The organism is Pontibacter sp. GD7 (assembly GCF_058216375.1).
Genome location: NZ_JBYZMP010000009.1, coordinates 97,535 through 111,878 on the forward strand (window position 1 = coordinate 97,535; position 14,344 = coordinate 111,878).

13 protein-coding genes are annotated in these 14,344 nt (G+C 47.9%); 6 read left to right on the forward strand and 7 right to left on the reverse strand.

Going from position 1 to position 14,344, the window contains the following annotated elements:
• Positions 1 to 133: 133 nt before the first annotated feature.
• Positions 134 to 820, reverse strand: coding sequence for a TIGR04283 family arsenosugar biosynthesis glycosyltransferase (locus AC4BAP_RS14385; protein ID WP_490583365.1), 687 nt, complete (start codon positions 818 to 820; stop codon positions 134 to 136).
• Positions 821 to 896: 76 nt separating this feature from the next.
• Between AC4BAP_RS14385 and AC4BAP_RS14390 the strand changes: the two genes are divergently transcribed.
• Positions 897 to 1,766 (forward strand): zinc-dependent peptidase, encoded by an 870-nt coding sequence (locus tag AC4BAP_RS14390; protein WP_490583366.1) that lies wholly within the window; start codon positions 897 to 899, stop codon positions 1,764 to 1,766.
• Positions 1,767 to 2,390: 624 nt separating this feature from the next.
• On the opposite strand, the gene AC4BAP_RS14395 is transcribed toward AC4BAP_RS14390, so the two are convergent.
• On the reverse strand, positions 2,391 to 4,859 hold the full coding sequence (locus AC4BAP_RS14395; RefSeq protein ID WP_490583367.1) for a S9 family peptidase: 2,469 nt from the start codon (positions 4,857 to 4,859) through the stop codon (positions 2,391 to 2,393).
• Between the two features lie 217 nt (positions 4,860 to 5,076).
• On the opposite strand from AC4BAP_RS14395, the gene AC4BAP_RS14400 reads away from it, so the two are divergent.
• The 3 genes from AC4BAP_RS14400 to AC4BAP_RS14410 all read left to right on the forward strand — a co-directional run bounded on the left by AC4BAP_RS14400 (position 5,077) and on the right by AC4BAP_RS14410 (position 7,675).
• Complete coding sequence (locus tag AC4BAP_RS14400) at positions 5,077 to 6,645, forward strand: M28 family metallopeptidase (protein WP_490583368.1); 1,569 nt, start codon at positions 5,077 to 5,079, stop codon at positions 6,643 to 6,645.
• A gap of 222 nt (positions 6,646 to 6,867) precedes the next feature.
• Positions 6,868 to 7,284: a hypothetical protein gene (locus AC4BAP_RS14405; protein ID WP_490583369.1), complete on the forward strand. Its 417-nt coding sequence runs from the start codon at positions 6,868 to 6,870 to the stop codon at positions 7,282 to 7,284.
• Positions 7,285 to 7,378: 94 nt separating this feature from the next.
• Entirely contained in the window at positions 7,379 to 7,675 is a 297-nt protein-coding gene (locus tag AC4BAP_RS14410; protein WP_490583370.1) for a (2Fe-2S) ferredoxin domain-containing protein, read from the forward strand.
• Between the two features lie 532 nt (positions 7,676 to 8,207).
• Here AC4BAP_RS14410 and AC4BAP_RS14415 read toward each other — a convergent pair.
• Together AC4BAP_RS14415 and AC4BAP_RS14420 are read right to left on the reverse strand one after the other, a co-directional pair.
• On the reverse strand, positions 8,208 to 8,741 hold the full coding sequence (locus AC4BAP_RS14415; RefSeq protein WP_490583371.1) for a ferritin: 534 nt from the start codon (positions 8,739 to 8,741) through the stop codon (positions 8,208 to 8,210).
• A 178-nt stretch (positions 8,742 to 8,919) separates the two neighbouring features.
• Entirely contained in the window at positions 8,920 to 9,270 is a 351-nt protein-coding gene (locus AC4BAP_RS14420; protein ID WP_490583372.1) for a hypothetical protein, read from the reverse strand.
• A gap of 104 nt (positions 9,271 to 9,374) precedes the next feature.
• Between AC4BAP_RS14420 and AC4BAP_RS14425 the strand changes: the two genes are divergently transcribed.
• Positions 9,375 to 9,746 carry a cupin domain-containing protein gene (locus AC4BAP_RS14425; protein ID WP_490583373.1) on the forward strand — a complete coding sequence of 124 codons (372 nt, stop codon included), beginning with the start codon at positions 9,375 to 9,377 and terminating at the stop codon, positions 9,744 to 9,746.
• 366 nt (positions 9,747 to 10,112) lie between these two features.
• Here the strand turns inward: AC4BAP_RS14425 and AC4BAP_RS14430 are convergent, their stop codons facing one another.
• The 3 genes from AC4BAP_RS14430 to AC4BAP_RS14440 all read right to left on the reverse strand — a co-directional run bounded on the left by AC4BAP_RS14430 (position 10,113) and on the right by AC4BAP_RS14440 (position 13,333).
• Complete coding sequence (locus AC4BAP_RS14430; protein ID WP_490583374.1) at positions 10,113 to 11,162, reverse strand: hypothetical protein; 1,050 nt, start codon at positions 11,160 to 11,162, stop codon at positions 10,113 to 10,115.
• 166 nt (positions 11,163 to 11,328) lie between these two features.
• The gene (locus AC4BAP_RS14435; protein WP_490583375.1) at positions 11,329 to 12,075 is read right to left on the reverse strand and encodes a LytR/AlgR family response regulator transcription factor; all 747 of its coding nucleotides are present in this window, start codon (positions 12,073 to 12,075) and stop codon (positions 11,329 to 11,331) included.
• A 154-nt stretch (positions 12,076 to 12,229) separates the two neighbouring features.
• Complete coding sequence (locus AC4BAP_RS14440) at positions 12,230 to 13,333, reverse strand: sensor histidine kinase (protein ID WP_490583376.1); 1,104 nt, start codon at positions 13,331 to 13,333, stop codon at positions 12,230 to 12,232.
• 248 nt (positions 13,334 to 13,581) lie between these two features.
• Between AC4BAP_RS14440 and AC4BAP_RS14445 the strand changes: the two genes are divergently transcribed.
• Positions 13,582 to 14,127: a hypothetical protein gene (locus AC4BAP_RS14445; RefSeq protein ID WP_490583377.1), complete on the forward strand. Its 546-nt coding sequence runs from the start codon at positions 13,582 to 13,584 to the stop codon at positions 14,125 to 14,127.
• The last annotated feature ends 217 nt before the right edge of the window (positions 14,128 to 14,344 follow it).

Below are 14,344 nucleotides of genomic sequence, written 5' to 3' on the forward strand. Positions count from 1 at the left end.
AAAGTTTAGTTTGATGATGGTTTGGTCACGGAAACAGCAGGGCAACTGTAACCGCCGTTAGGGTAGGGCGAAGGCTTGAAATCAAAAAGCAGCCAACTTGCTTTTACGAGGCCGGGTGCCTGCACGTTAACTTTTATACTTGCAGCAACCACTTATAAGTACGCACCAGTCGCTGCTGCGTAAACCCGAGCCGGTACAAAGTATAGATCACGAAATAGCCTGCCTGCAGCTTAAACGTGCCAACTTGTTTATACTTTCTTGCTGATGTGGTAACGTATTGCGGCAACACCTTAAATGGTGCAAGCCGGCGCAACCTGCCAATAACCTCCTGGTCTTCGAGCAGCAGCATTTTTTCGTTAAAGCCACCTGCCTGGTCAAAAATGCTTTTCTGCACAAACAGACTTTGGTCCCCGAACCTGAGTGCGTTTATGTTAAAGCGTGTGAACCAGGCATTCAGCGTTAAGAACCAGTGCTGCGAATCGAATAACAGTCTAAAGCAGCCACAACCATAGCCATGAGTAAGCGCCTGCCTTATACTTTCCTCAAAGTTTGCAGGCGGCTGCGTGTCGGCATGCAAAAAGTATAACACATCCCCGGTAGCCTCCTCTGCCCCACGGTTCATCTGGAAACCCCTACCCCGCTGCCTGCAAACGATAACTTTTGCTCCGGTCTCACGGGCTATACTTTGGGTGGTGTCGGTACTGCCCCCATCCGCAACAATAATCTCTGTGCCAGGTGTTGTATGCCGCTTCAGGTAACTTAACAAGTCGCCGATAGCTGCTTCTTCCTGCAGGGTGGGTATGATGATGCTTAGCTTCAAGATTTTTTGACTGAGTGGACTTATTAAGTACAATAGGCCTTACGACCTGACGCCAAAAAGTTATATCTTTAATCTTATGACTTTAAGTGCTCTGATCTCGTTTCTTCTAACCCATACTTCTTCGCTGTCAATTTTCTGTATCAGGCATGTATCGGAAGACCGGAAAACATTGGCAGCGCTTGGCCCATGGCAGGCCATACTTGCGGTGCTGGCAGTTTTCGGGCTTATCGAGCTGATAAAGTATAGTGCAATGGTGCTCCGGCAAGGCCCTTACATGCTGGAACTGCGACGACTGCAGCCTCCGTATTACAATGCTTTGCCTTTTAAGCAGCAAAAGGAATTTGAAAAAAGAGTAGCCAAGTTTATACTTCAGAAAAACTTTACAGCCCGTGGCGATGGCTTTGAAATAACCTTGCCAATGCAGGTTAAGATTGCAGCAAGCGCTGTGCAACTTACTTTCGGATTAGGGCCTCTATACCTGTCCCACTTCAAAGCCATACTTATTTACCCCGACAAGTATTACTCCACTATTTATAAGCGCTACCACTGCGGAGAGGTAAACATGCGCGGGCTCATTGTGCTGTCGTGGCGGGATTTTGAAAGTGGATACCATAATTACACAGACGGCCTTAACCTGGGCCTGCACGAAATGGCGCATGCGCTACACCTCGAAAATGCGATCCGGAACAACGAATACAACTTCCTGGACAGGCAGCACCTACAGGTATGGAACACAGTTGCCCATCGTGAGATGGAGAAGCTCAGGCTGGTTCCGGCTGGTTTTTTAAGACGACAGGCCTGCGATGATGAGCACGAGTTCTTTGCCGTTTGTGTGGAGTCGTTTTTTGAGCGGCCACACGATTTCCGGAAAGCAAACCCGGATGTATATGAGGCACTAAGCCAGTTATTGTTGCAAGACCCGGCTAGAGGTGTTTACCAACTGTAGTTTTCAATATCTCTGTTTAGCATTTTGAACTGACCCTGCCCTTCCTTGACCAAAGAAGGGAGTTTCTGCAAACGATTACACACCCCTGCCCCTCTCAAGAGGGGAATTTCTGACTTTGCTTATAGGAAGTATAAGTGCTATAGCTACAGTCAATCTGCGGACAGGTCGCGACCTGTCCCTACAAATCATAATCTGTACTTTTTCTCAGTTGCATCAGCCGCTGGCGAAGAAGTGTCCATCCCAGCCTTTGGGTGGGGGAAGGGGCCCTCGATAAAGAGCACCTTCTATTGTTGCGGTGCTGAGCGAAGCAGCCCGCAGCAGAGCTCAAAGGGGGCCCCTTCCCCCGGAGCAGCTTCAATAGACAGCGCGATGCGCAATGGCGAGGCCCCGCGGCCTTGAGCGCACCAAAGCCAGATGTGGAACGATAGGCAAGCAAGACTGAGGAAGAACGGTTGTTAGATAGAAAGGCGGAGAAAAAGCAGCCAGGTAAACAACAGTTACAAAAACATTCAAACTGCACGTCTAAATAGTATTAGATCTCCTTAATCACCGGTCAATCCCCACAAAAAACCGCCCCGGCTAAAGTATAGCCGGGGCGGTTTGCAAAGTATAAAGTATAGCTTATTACTGCACTGGGCGGTTCTTCACGTAAGTATTCAACCACTGATCCATTTCCCATAACATGTGCATGATAGACTCTTTGCCTCTGTAGCCATGCGACTCGGCAGGCAGGAACACCAATCTGGTTGTAGCACCGTGGCCTTTTAGGGCATTGTAGAAACGCTCGCTTTGGATCGGGAACGTACCGGAGTTGTTGTCAGCCTCACCGTGAATAAGCAGAATCGGAGTTTTTATTTTATGCGCATAAGAGAACGGCGACATCTGGAAGTATACTTCCGGGGCCTCCCAATAGCTACGTTCCTCTTGCTGGAAACCAAATGGCGTTAAGGTACGGTTATAGGCTCCGCTACGTGCAATGCCAGCAGCAAACAGGTCAGAGTGCGCCAGCAGATTAGCCGTCATAAAGGCACCATAAGAATGGCCGCCAACCGCAATGCGCTTCGGATCGGCAACACCCATACTTACCACCTTATCGATAGCGGCTTTGGCGCTTGCCACCAGTTGCTCTACATAAGTATCGTTTGGCTGCGCATCGCCTTCGCCCACAATCGGCATGTCGGTTCTGTCGAGTACGGCATAGCCTTGGGTTACCCAGAACAGTGGTGAGCCTGAATTAATGCGTGTAAACTCATAAGGCGAGCTTTTTACCTGACCGGCTGCGGCTGCATCTTTAAACTCACGCGGGTAAGCCCACATCAGCACCGGCAGTGGCTTGTCGCCTTTCTTATAGTCTTTTGGCAAGTATAAAATTGCTGTCAGTTTCACGCCATCGGCACGCTCGTACTGCAGCATCTCTTTCTGCACACCTTCCAGTTGCGGGGTTGGGTGCGGGAATTTGGTTACCTGCTTCAACGATTTCTTGCTCAGGTCGCGCACAAAGTAGTTTGGCGGGTCGTTCTCAGACTCTCTTCTGGTGATGATCTTCTTGCTGCTCAAGTCTATGATATCAACAGGGCGTTCATAGTATGGAGCCTGTGATCTCCAAAGAATCTTCGCCTTCTTGTTCTTCAGGTTAAACTCGCTCACAAAAGGTCTGTTACCCTCCGGAGAGCCGCCTTCCGAGATCATGTAAATGTTCTGACCGTTCTTATCCGTCATTAACACGTTGCGGCCATACTGGTTTTTAGTGAATACCGGCGAGCCTGGGTCGTTGTAACCATCCTCGTAAGAACGCTCGATCAGTACCACAGCAGCTTTCGATGGGTTATTCGGCTCTATCAGGCTGGCACGCTCTGCACGGGTTTTCCACCAGCGTTCATTCACGATGGCCATGTTGTTCTGCCCCCACTGCATGCCACGGTAGCGGTATTTTGTTTCAGCAATTTTGGAAGGCTTAGCAGAGAAAGGCGCGTCCAAAGTATAAACGTAGTCACGAATAGCTACCTCTTTGTTGGCATCGCCACCGTCCTGCGCCTCTGCCCAGTACAGGCTGGCAGCTTTGTCAGGTCGCCAGTTGTAGCTGCGCGGGCCTTTTGCCACGGCATCAAACGCAATCGGAATATCCTCGGCCAATGGCAGCTTAGCCAGCTCCTTTACCACTTTTCCATCACGGTTCCATACTTCCACGGTGTAAGGAAAGTAGTATGATGGTACTAAGTATGAGTATGGCTTCTGGATATTTTCCACCAACAGGTACTGCCCGTCCGGAGACATGTTTACGCTTTTGATGACACCGGCCTTACCGATTGGCTGCTGCTTGCCATCTAAAGTAACCAGCTTCAGCTGCGTGGCCATGTAGTAGTCAAAAAGATCTTCGTCGTAGCGGTTCTTCAGCAGGTCCTGGTAAGTGCGCGATGGTCTTGCTTTGCCAATATTCTGCTGCACGTTTGGCCCGGCAGGCACATAGCTATACTTTGGCATCTCGCCACGGTTCTCATCAATAAATTTAACCAACAGCGATTTGCTGTCAGAGGCCCACTCAAACGGACGTCCGCTGTAAGCATCGTTCACTACGGCACTTGTTAGTTTCTTCGCCTGCTTTGTGCTTAAATCAGCGATCCAGAGCTCAATGCCATTGGCTATAGTGTTGGTAAAAGCGATGTACTTCTCGTCCGGCGACCAGGAAACGTAGGATAACTGGGCATTTTTTGGCAGACCCTTTATCTCAAACTCCTGTCCTCCGTTTACCTGCTTCAGCTTAAGGCCATTGTAGTAATTGCCACGGCTCTGCCCGTTGGTGGCAGGGTTAATGCGCAGGCCGGCAATGCGGCTTTCTGGTGCCGACACCTCTTCTATACTTGGGTAACCGGGGCTTTCCAGCAGCAGCATCCAATCGCCTTTGGCGCTCAGGCTAACCGATGGCGTGGCCGGTGCCTCAATGATATCGGCGATGGCTTGTGGTGGCCTTTGATAGCCGATGTTGGTGTCCTGCCCGCCCTGTGCAACAGCAACCGGCGCAGTACCGCCCAACAGCAACAGGTATAACAACGAGGATGCTACCCGTTTGGCAGTTCTGGTTTTGGTAAAATTCATGCGATAGATTTAGGTTAGTAAAGTTGATTCTGTAGACTAAATATAAGTGGTAAGGTTTAATTATTCTTTGCATGCTTAAAAATAAAATAGAGCGGAGTAAGACAGCATTGCGCAGTGCCCAAAAAGCTAAAGTATAAACCTTGTGCAGTAAAGTTTGTGAATAACGCCACAATCCATATCTTGCATGGGTACAATCACTTATACACTAAACTAAACTATGCTAAAAAAACCTTTACTGCTGGCAGCTGTGGCCTTACAGCTTGCTTTTGTAGCGCAGGCACAGCAAGAGCCCGTTAACCTGGATGCAGTACACCGCATTAAACAGGAAGGCCTGAAAAATTCTCAGGTAATGGAAACCGCCTTTTACCTGACCGATGTATCTGGGCCACGCCTTTCTGGCTCGCCGGGTCTTGACAGGGCAAACCAATGGGCAAAAAACAAGCTAACTGAATGGGGCTTAAAAAATGCCCGCCTCGAAGAGTGGGGTGAGTTCGGCAAAGGCTGGGAGATCGAGAAATCATACATCGCCATGACAGCCCCTTACTACCAGCACCTGATCGCAACGCCCAAAGCCTGGACACCGGGCACCAACGGCCCTGTAAAAGCTAAGGCCATACTTGTAGAATTGGAGAAAGAAGAAGATCTACAAAAGTATAAAGGCCAGCTGGCAGGCAAGATCATACTTACCAAATTAGACACCGAGGCTAAAACAAGCTTTGAAGCCGATGCCAGGCGCCATTCGCACGAGGACCTGGAAAAGCTGGCCATGAGCCCGGAGGCAAACGGCAATACCAACAGCAGCTGGACACCCGAACGCATCGCCCAGTACCGAGCACGCATGGCATTGCGCAACAAAGCCGCTGAGTTCTTTAAAGCGGAAGGCGCTGCTGTTATACTTAGCTCCAGAGGCGGTATTCATGGCACGCACTTTACCAGCAACGGCGCCCCTTACGCTAAAGACGCCACCCCTGCCCTGCCAGAACTGGAAATGGGCCTGGAGGATTACGGCAGACTGGTACGCTTACTGGAAGCCAAACAGCCTGTAGAGCTTGAAGTGGAAACCAGAACAAAATTCCATACCAATGATCTGAAAGGGTACAATGTAATTGCGGAAATACCTGGCACAGATAAAAAACTGAAAGACGAAATAGTGATGCTAGGTGGGCACATAGACTCGTGGCACGCCGCTACCGGCGCTACCGACAATGCCGCAGGCGTGGCCGTGATGATGGAGGCCGTGCGTATACTTCAGTCATTAGGTTTGCAGCCGAAACGTACCATCCGTATTGCCCTGTGGGGCGGCGAAGAGCAGGGCCTGTATGGTTCCAGAGGATACGTGAAAAAGCACTTCGGAGACCCTGCCACCATGGAGCTTACCAAAACCCACGAAAAGCTTTCTGCTTACTATAACCTCGACAACGGCACTGGTAAGATCAGGGGTATTTACCTGCAGGGCAACGATGCCGTAAGGCCATTTATGGAAGCCATGCTGGCACCTTTCCACGATCTGGGTGCGACAACTGTAACCATACGCAACACAGGCGGCACCGACCACCTGGCATTTGACGCGGTTGGCCTGCCCGGTTTCCAGTTTATTCAGGATGAGATTGAGTACGACACACGCACGCACCACACCAACCAGGACACATACGAACGCCTGCAGGCCGACGACCTGAAACAGGCCGCCACCATAGTTGCCTCAATTGTTTACCACACGGCCATGCGCGACAAACTGATACCACGCAAACCGTTGCCAAAACCAAGGCAAACAGCAAGAGCGCTTTAAAGCACTAATCGCCATCTCTAAACCAGGGATGGCGATTTTTATTTATACTTACCTTATACTTCCAACTATAAAGTATTCTCCAATATTTGCTTTATATAGTAAATTCTGAATATTTAAATTTGCCAGCTTAAATTAATTCAGGTTATTTAGCACGGCATAGAACTAAGCGCAGCTATTAAAGGTTCTAATGAAGGCTTGCCGATTTGAGGCGATAAGCACGATATGAGAGAAATTAAAAGCGCTACAGGTAAAACTTTCCTGACTATTACCTACGACCAGGAAAACAACTGGATCATGAACGATTGGTTTGGGTACGTAACCCTTGACAACGTGATCCAGGGTGGGCTCGCCTTTCTGGAGCAATTACGCAGCCACAACTGCTGCGCCGGCCTAAACAGCAACCTTAACCTGGTTGGCCCCTGGGACAGGTCTTTACCCTGGATAGAAGAAGTATGGATACCCGAGGCGGTTAAGCACGGACTGCGCCACTATGCCATGGTGGTACGCGAGGAGTCATTTTCGCAGGAATCTGCTGAAGCGATGAAGGCACTGGTGGCGGGCCGTTTTAACGTAGAGGTCTTCTGCGACATGGATGAAGCACAACAATGGTTGCGCCATTCCCTGATGCCTGCCTTCTAACGTATAAGCGCCCTTGCATAAGTATACTTTTTGCCTCTGCCAGAAACTTATTAATGCGATTTAGGCTTTTACCAGAAACACTAGCACCCATTAGATGAGCAAGAATTTTAAAACCCCTGACAAAGTAATTTATGTCTGCACAGGCAGTAAGTGCAAAAAAAGGGGAGGCAAAGAGAACAGCAAGGCAATAAGAACTCTAATAAAAGAGGCAGGCCTTAAGGGCAGTGTAGAGGTTATCAAGACCGATTGCTCTGACCGCTGCGACTTCGCACCAGTTATGTGCTTTCAGCCTGAGAACTACTGGCTGTACCAAACAACCGAGCAGCAGGCAAAGCAGGCATTCGAGGAGATCATTTTAAAAACAGCCACTCCGCCTGCTGACAATAAGTAGCCCCCTTTGCATTTAACCCACACTTCAGGCTGGCATCCAGGGGATGTTTCTAACTCCAGTTGCGCTATATGATAAACCAGGCAGGTGTAAACACACCCCTACCCCCAGAGGGGAATTTTTACTTACTGCTTCTACTGTAATCTTGATATTCGCAGTTCCTCCATTTTGTCATCCTGTAAGGATCTTGGTGGAAGGGAGGTTAAGCGTAAAAAACAGGATTTATACTTTTACCAGAGTAATGCAAGAATTCCCCGCCTTGGACAAGTCTACGATCCCGGACTGGATTCGGGAGAGGGGTTAGGGGTGGTTGGAGCCGGTATTGCCTAAATACTCTACTCTTTTAGACTAGCCAAAACAAGCGTTTTGAGCTAGTGAGCACAGCGCTTTAGGGGTGGGTTAATCCCAACTTGAGTTATATATTTAATTTGAGGAGAAAGCCTACTTGAGAGCCGGGACATTTGAAGCTGGGCTGAGACAAAAAGAAGAAAGCCCCTGACATTACTGCCAGGGGCTTTCTTTTATCTTAAACGAATTATTCATACTTCTTTTCATACTTTACCTTAGGCACACGCTTATCAATCTCATACTGTCCGGTGCCCTCCTCACCTATGATCTCAAACAGCTCCAGTGCACGGCGCGCCACATACTCTTCCTCGATCTGCTCCTGCAGGAACCATTGTAAAAACGAGAAAGTAACGTAGTCTTTGGCTTTCTGGCACTTATCTGCCATGCGGTTAAAAGACTGCGTTACAGATATCTCCTGTTGCAGTGCCTGCTCAAACACACTCCTGAAAGAGTCGAACTCGACCTGAACATTGGTTACATCCGGTGATACAGCGCGTCCGCCCATGTCTGATACATACTTAAACAGACGAAGCATGTGCTCACGCTCCTCATCCGACTGCTGTTTAAAATACCCGGCACTGAAATCGAAGCCGTTTCGGTCGCACCAGCCACTCATGGCCAGGTACATCGCCGATGCCTCTGCCTCCATTTTAATCTGGTCATTCAGAGCTTTTTCTATATCCTCGGTAAGGGAGGTTCTTAATCTAAGTAAATCCTTCATGTAGTTAGGGTAGTTTGGTTTTTAGCTTGCAGGCCCTCACGGATCGGGCCTCCTTATACATACCCTATTATACGCAGAATTGTTGTAAATACGGCACTGGGGCCAAAATATGGAAGTAGTCTAAATAAAAAAGCACAGCGTTTTAGCTGTGCCATCCTGTTTCTGAAGTATACTGGCTTTAGGCCAACTGTGTGTACAGGCACTCGTGCAGCATGCTGTTAAGGTCCAGCGCAAACTTAGCTCCCGACAGTAGTTCTTTAAAAGCATACAGCTGTGGCAGGGTAAGCACATAGCATTTATCGCACCCGCAAACCGAAACGATCTCGAAATCTGAAGCCCTGCCAGTATTCGCCGCCATCTGCTCCAGGTCTATACTATCCACGGTGCGTTTCAGACGCAGGAAGGCATCTACTTTAAGCACTGTAAGTTCGCCTGCAAAATCAACCAAAAGCCTATTTCGGCGGTCACACTGGTAAACTGCTCCTGCCTCAGAAGTATAAATATCGGTTAATTGTATAGATGTCTGCATCCTGTAACTTAACTTAGCTGTAGCTCCATGTTCTTGATAGTGCAAAGCTACACACTATTTAGAATGAGTCCAAATAAATTTAACTGATATTAATCACTATCCCGATGCATACAATTGAAAAGATAAACTTAGCGGAGAAGTTCAGCCACATAAACGATTACTGGAACCCACGCATAGCCGGCGAACTAAACGGGCAGCAGGTAAAACTGGCAAAATTTAAGGGCGAGTTTGAGTGGCACCACCACGAGCACGAAGACGAGTTTTTTCTGGTGATAGCCGGTATGTTTGAGATGCACCTGCGCGATAAGGTAATTGTGTTAAATCCCGGCGAGTGCATCGTGATACCGAAAGGCGTGGAGCATAAACCTGTGGCTCCCACAGAGGCCGATGTACTCATGTTTGAGCCAGCTACTACTGTAAATACCGGCAACCTGGAAAACAGCCAGCGCACCCGCACCGATCTGGAAAGGCTATAGTTTCTGGGAAATTGCACCTAGCGGTGTTGAGTTACCCTTTCTCTTGGCCAAGCCGTGGGGAGTATGTGCACGATTAACACACCCCCGCCCCTCTCAAGAAGGGAATCTTCACATTGCCGGGTCAAACCACCCCTGCCCCTCCTTGTCCAAGGCGGGAAAATTGTTTTTACTGCTAAAATCGCCATCAAAATAGTTAATGACATCTCTCTTTGTCATCCTGTAAAGGACCTTGTGTGAAGGGAGGTTAAGCTCTAGCAATACTACAGTTAAATTTGGAGGAGTAATACCAGAATTCCCCACCTTGGACAAGGAGGGGCTAGGGGTGGTTTGACCCGGTATTGCGTATCAACAATTAACAATTAACAATTATATTTTCCCCTCTGCTATCCTGGGCACTTTCACAAGTATGGTTTTCAGGTTCAGGCGAACCAGGTCGCCCATGCCTTTGCATTTCAGGAACTCTTTGGAGTTGTGGTGCTTGGCCAGCTGCTGCTTCAGCTCTTCTACCTTTTCCGGGGTGGAGATGGTATCGCTGCGCATGCAGTCTATCAGGTCCTTCAGGCGGTAGCGGGCAGACTTGAGGCGACGGAACATCAGGGTGCGTTCCTCGTTCTGGTATTGCTTTACCACATCGGGTTTCAGTAAAGTAAGCACCAGCTCCACGATCACGTTGTTGTCTTTGAAGAACTGTGGCAGGTACATGGTCTTCCTGCCCTCATAAGACTGCTGATCGAAGTCGATAGGCCGTACGCGGTACTGCTCATCTTCAAAGTCCGGGGTAACATCCACTACATAATTATAAGAGCGCATATCCCCGAGCAAGCGGATAAAGCAACGCTCATTAAACTTCACAAACTCTTTGGCAATACGCACTTTGTTGGCGGTTTTGCGGCTTACATAGTTCTTTATAAAGGCATCGCCGGGTATGCCGGCAATGTGCTCTTCAATCAGCGTGTCGCCATCCACGAGGTAGTTAATGCGGCTCGGCGAGAGGATATGTTCCAGCTCCAGACCATAGATACGCGAGGCATCGGCGCGCTTCACGTAAAAATAGTCGTAGTTATCGTTCAGCTGGTTCATGATCTGCACCCTGAAGGGATTGGAATTGCCAAAGGTGCAGTAATCTATCCTGGAAACATACAGGTGCTCCATCACCGACATGTCCCCGTCTGTCTTCAGCAGGGCATAGATCATGGTAAGGCCACGGTTCAGTTCCAGCTGCGACTGCTGCTCATACATCACCGTTTCCCACAAAGTATCGTGCCCCTGCTTGTCATAGTATGGGAAAGCATCAGAATAGTACTGCAGGTCCTCGTACTTTACCGGCAGGTTTGTTTCGCGGTCGTAGTTATGCAGGTATTTTCTTAGCCCATCAGAGATGGAGTAAAACTGCTTCTTTTTGGAGATGACGTTCAAAAGAATTCTGAATTATAAATTATGTATGATGAATTGAAGCCTTAACAAAAGTATACTTAAAGTATAAAACCCAGGTTAACCCCATACTTATCAAGTTAGCAATTCAAAGTATAAATTGATACTCCGATCAATTCATACTTCAGCATTCATAATTCAGAGTTAAGCCTTAGGCTTCCAGCAGGTTGTTCTGGTTTAGTATCTGCAGCACCTCGTTTTTGTAGAACCGGCCGATAGGTATCTCGGTTTTTCCTACGTCTACGCCTGTGGCCGAAAAGGCATGTATCTTATCCAGGGCTACGATAAAGGAACGGTGTATGCGCAGGAATTTGTCGGTTGGCAACTTCTCTTCCAGGAACGATATTTTCTGGTAAGAGATGATCTCTTTCGTTTCCGTTTTTACCCGGATGTAGTCTTTCAGGCTTTCGATGTAAAGTATGTCGGCAAGCATCACCTTCACCATCTTTTTATCGGCCTTCAGGTAAATAAACGCCTCTTTGTAATCAGGTCCAGAAGTATGGGCGGCGTTGGCTGGCGCAGCAGCAGGGGTAGCTCTGGCAGCATCGGAAGCCGTAACTTTCGAAACAGCTTTCAGAAAGCGTTCAAACGCAATGGGCTTTAAAAGGTAATCAACAACATTCAGCTCAAAACCTTCCAGGGCATAATCGCGGTAGGCAGTGGTAAAAATTACCTTCGGCGGATTGGCCAATGTCTTCAGAAAATCGATACCGGTTAGCTTAGGCATCTGTATGTCCAGGAACAAGAGATCTACCTCGTGGGTTTGCAGGCAGTTATATGCCTCCATGGCATTGCTGCAGCGGCACACCAGTTCCAGGTTGTCAAGCCTTTCGATGAACGTTTCCAGCACATCCAGTGCCAGCGGCTCATCATCCACAATCATACAGCGTAACTTCATACTTTTATGGGACATATGACATCAGATACAAGATTATAAGATCGCAAAAGCAGGAAATTACAGGCGAGCTAGCTCAACTACCGGACTTACTTTGATGCTATAAATTTTAGTCCTGAATCTTGTGTCTATTGCCTTGTGTCTTTATCAACAAAACTTAATTAAACTCTATCTCTAACATGGCCGAGTAATGATCCGGTTCATCCTCTATCTCCAGTTTATACTTACCGTCATACAACAGCTCCAGGCGGCGCTGCAGGTTTTTAAGCCCGATACCGGAAGCCATATCGCGCGAACTGCTGGCGGCTTTTGTGCTGCACTTGCAGTTCTCTACCAGCAACACCAGTTTCTTGTCGCTTACTTTAACGTCTATGCGTACCCAGGCATTCTCGGTTTCGGTGGTAACGCCATGCTTAAAGGCATTCTCTACGAAAGGCAGCAACAGCATGGGGGCAATCTGCTTCCCGGCCATACTTCCCGATTCGTTTAGCTTTACATCTACTCTATCGCCGTAACGCATCTGCTCCAGGGCCACGTAATTTTTAATGTAAGCCATTTCTTTTTCCAAGGGCACCATGGCGGCATTGGCATCATAAAGCATGTAGTCCATCAAGCTAGACAGCTTCAGTACCACTTCCGGGGCATTGTCAGATTTCCTGAGCGTGAGCGAGTATAGGCTGTTAAGGGTATTAAACAGGAAGTGCGGGTGTATCTGAGCCTTCAGCACTTTTAACTCCGCCTCCAGTTTGTCCTGCTTCAGGTTTTGGGCGGCTTTTTGTTGCCTGTACCAGATCTTAAGCAAGGCAATGATCGTGGTGATGGCCACCACATAGCTGATGTTGATGCCGTTCCGGATAAAGCGGTAAAGTGTAAAACTATCGCCGGTACAGGACTCTGCGCAAAACAGCGGATGGATGAGAAAGGGCACCAGCACAAACTGTACAATAGCTACGATTGCTCCCATCAGCAGAACCAGGTACACAAAAAATTCATGGTAGCGCCTTTGCAGCAGGAAGCGGGGCATCAGGTAGTACATGTTAAAGTATACCAGCAGCATTTTAAACGGCAACTCTACCAGCTCTATCATAAAAGCATTGTAGTAGTCGTCGATGTAGCTGCCGTACAGCAAACCGAAGAACAGCACGTACAGCGTCCAGAACTGTATGTGCAGCATCAGTCGGTTCTGCGAAATCCTGCCCACTTCCGGTAAGCTCCATACTCCCGGGTCCAGGGCTCTTGCTGTACTTAACTTTACCTCCATATTACAAAGTTATACTTTATCCTGCTGCGTACTAATACCTACCCGATGGTTTTAGACAGTAAGCCTTTAATGAGGTCTGAGCAACAGGCTGCGGTACCTAAACAGCATTAACAGAAAAATAATTACCTGCTTACAAAAAATGACATTGTTGAGAAGGGTTTTTGGATTTAGTTACAATCTATAAAAAATATATACTATATTTAAGATATCCTCCTTTAGTTACGCTACACGAAACTTAAATAAATAATATGAGAACACTTATACTTACAGCCATTCTGAGCACTTGTGTATCAATTCGAGCTTTTGCCCAAAGTGAAATAAATCCTCCTGCAAAACATAACAAGGCTATTTTTATAGAAGGACTTGGCAATGGCTTAGGGCTTACAGCCAACTTTGATATGCGCTTTAAGAAGGGTGTACAAGACGGCTTTGGTTTTAGGGCTGGTATTGGAGGCCTGCACCTGGGAAGCGCCGACTATGATGGCGGCACTATACAGGACAAACTGCTTACTTTCCCGGTCACGGTTAATTATTTGGTCGGCGATAAACGAAGTGCCTTTGAAGCAGGTATCGGTATAACCCCTATATATGCTACTGTAGACACTTACAGTCCGACTAAACCTAAGCTTGTAGATGAAAGCGGATGGAGCTCAAGCGGCTTCTTGAACCTTGGTTATCGCCTCCAGCCGTTAAATAACGGTTTTATGCTGAGGGTAGATTGGACTCCGGCATTTAACAGTACAGGCTTCTCTCCTGCCTGGTTTGGCCTTTCGTTGGGCTATGGTTTTAAATAGGATATAGCATATTAAATTTCACAATTAAAGCCTGTGAACCTTTCATTCATAGGCTTTTTGGTTTACCCCGATGCACAGTTTCTGGACTCTCATTCCTAAACTCAAGCTGGATTAACTCACCCCTAAAGAACTGTGCTCACTAGCTCAAATTTCTCATTTTGGCTAGTCCAGAAGAGGGGAATTTTGATCGTTCATGATTCCCCTCTTGAGAGCAGGG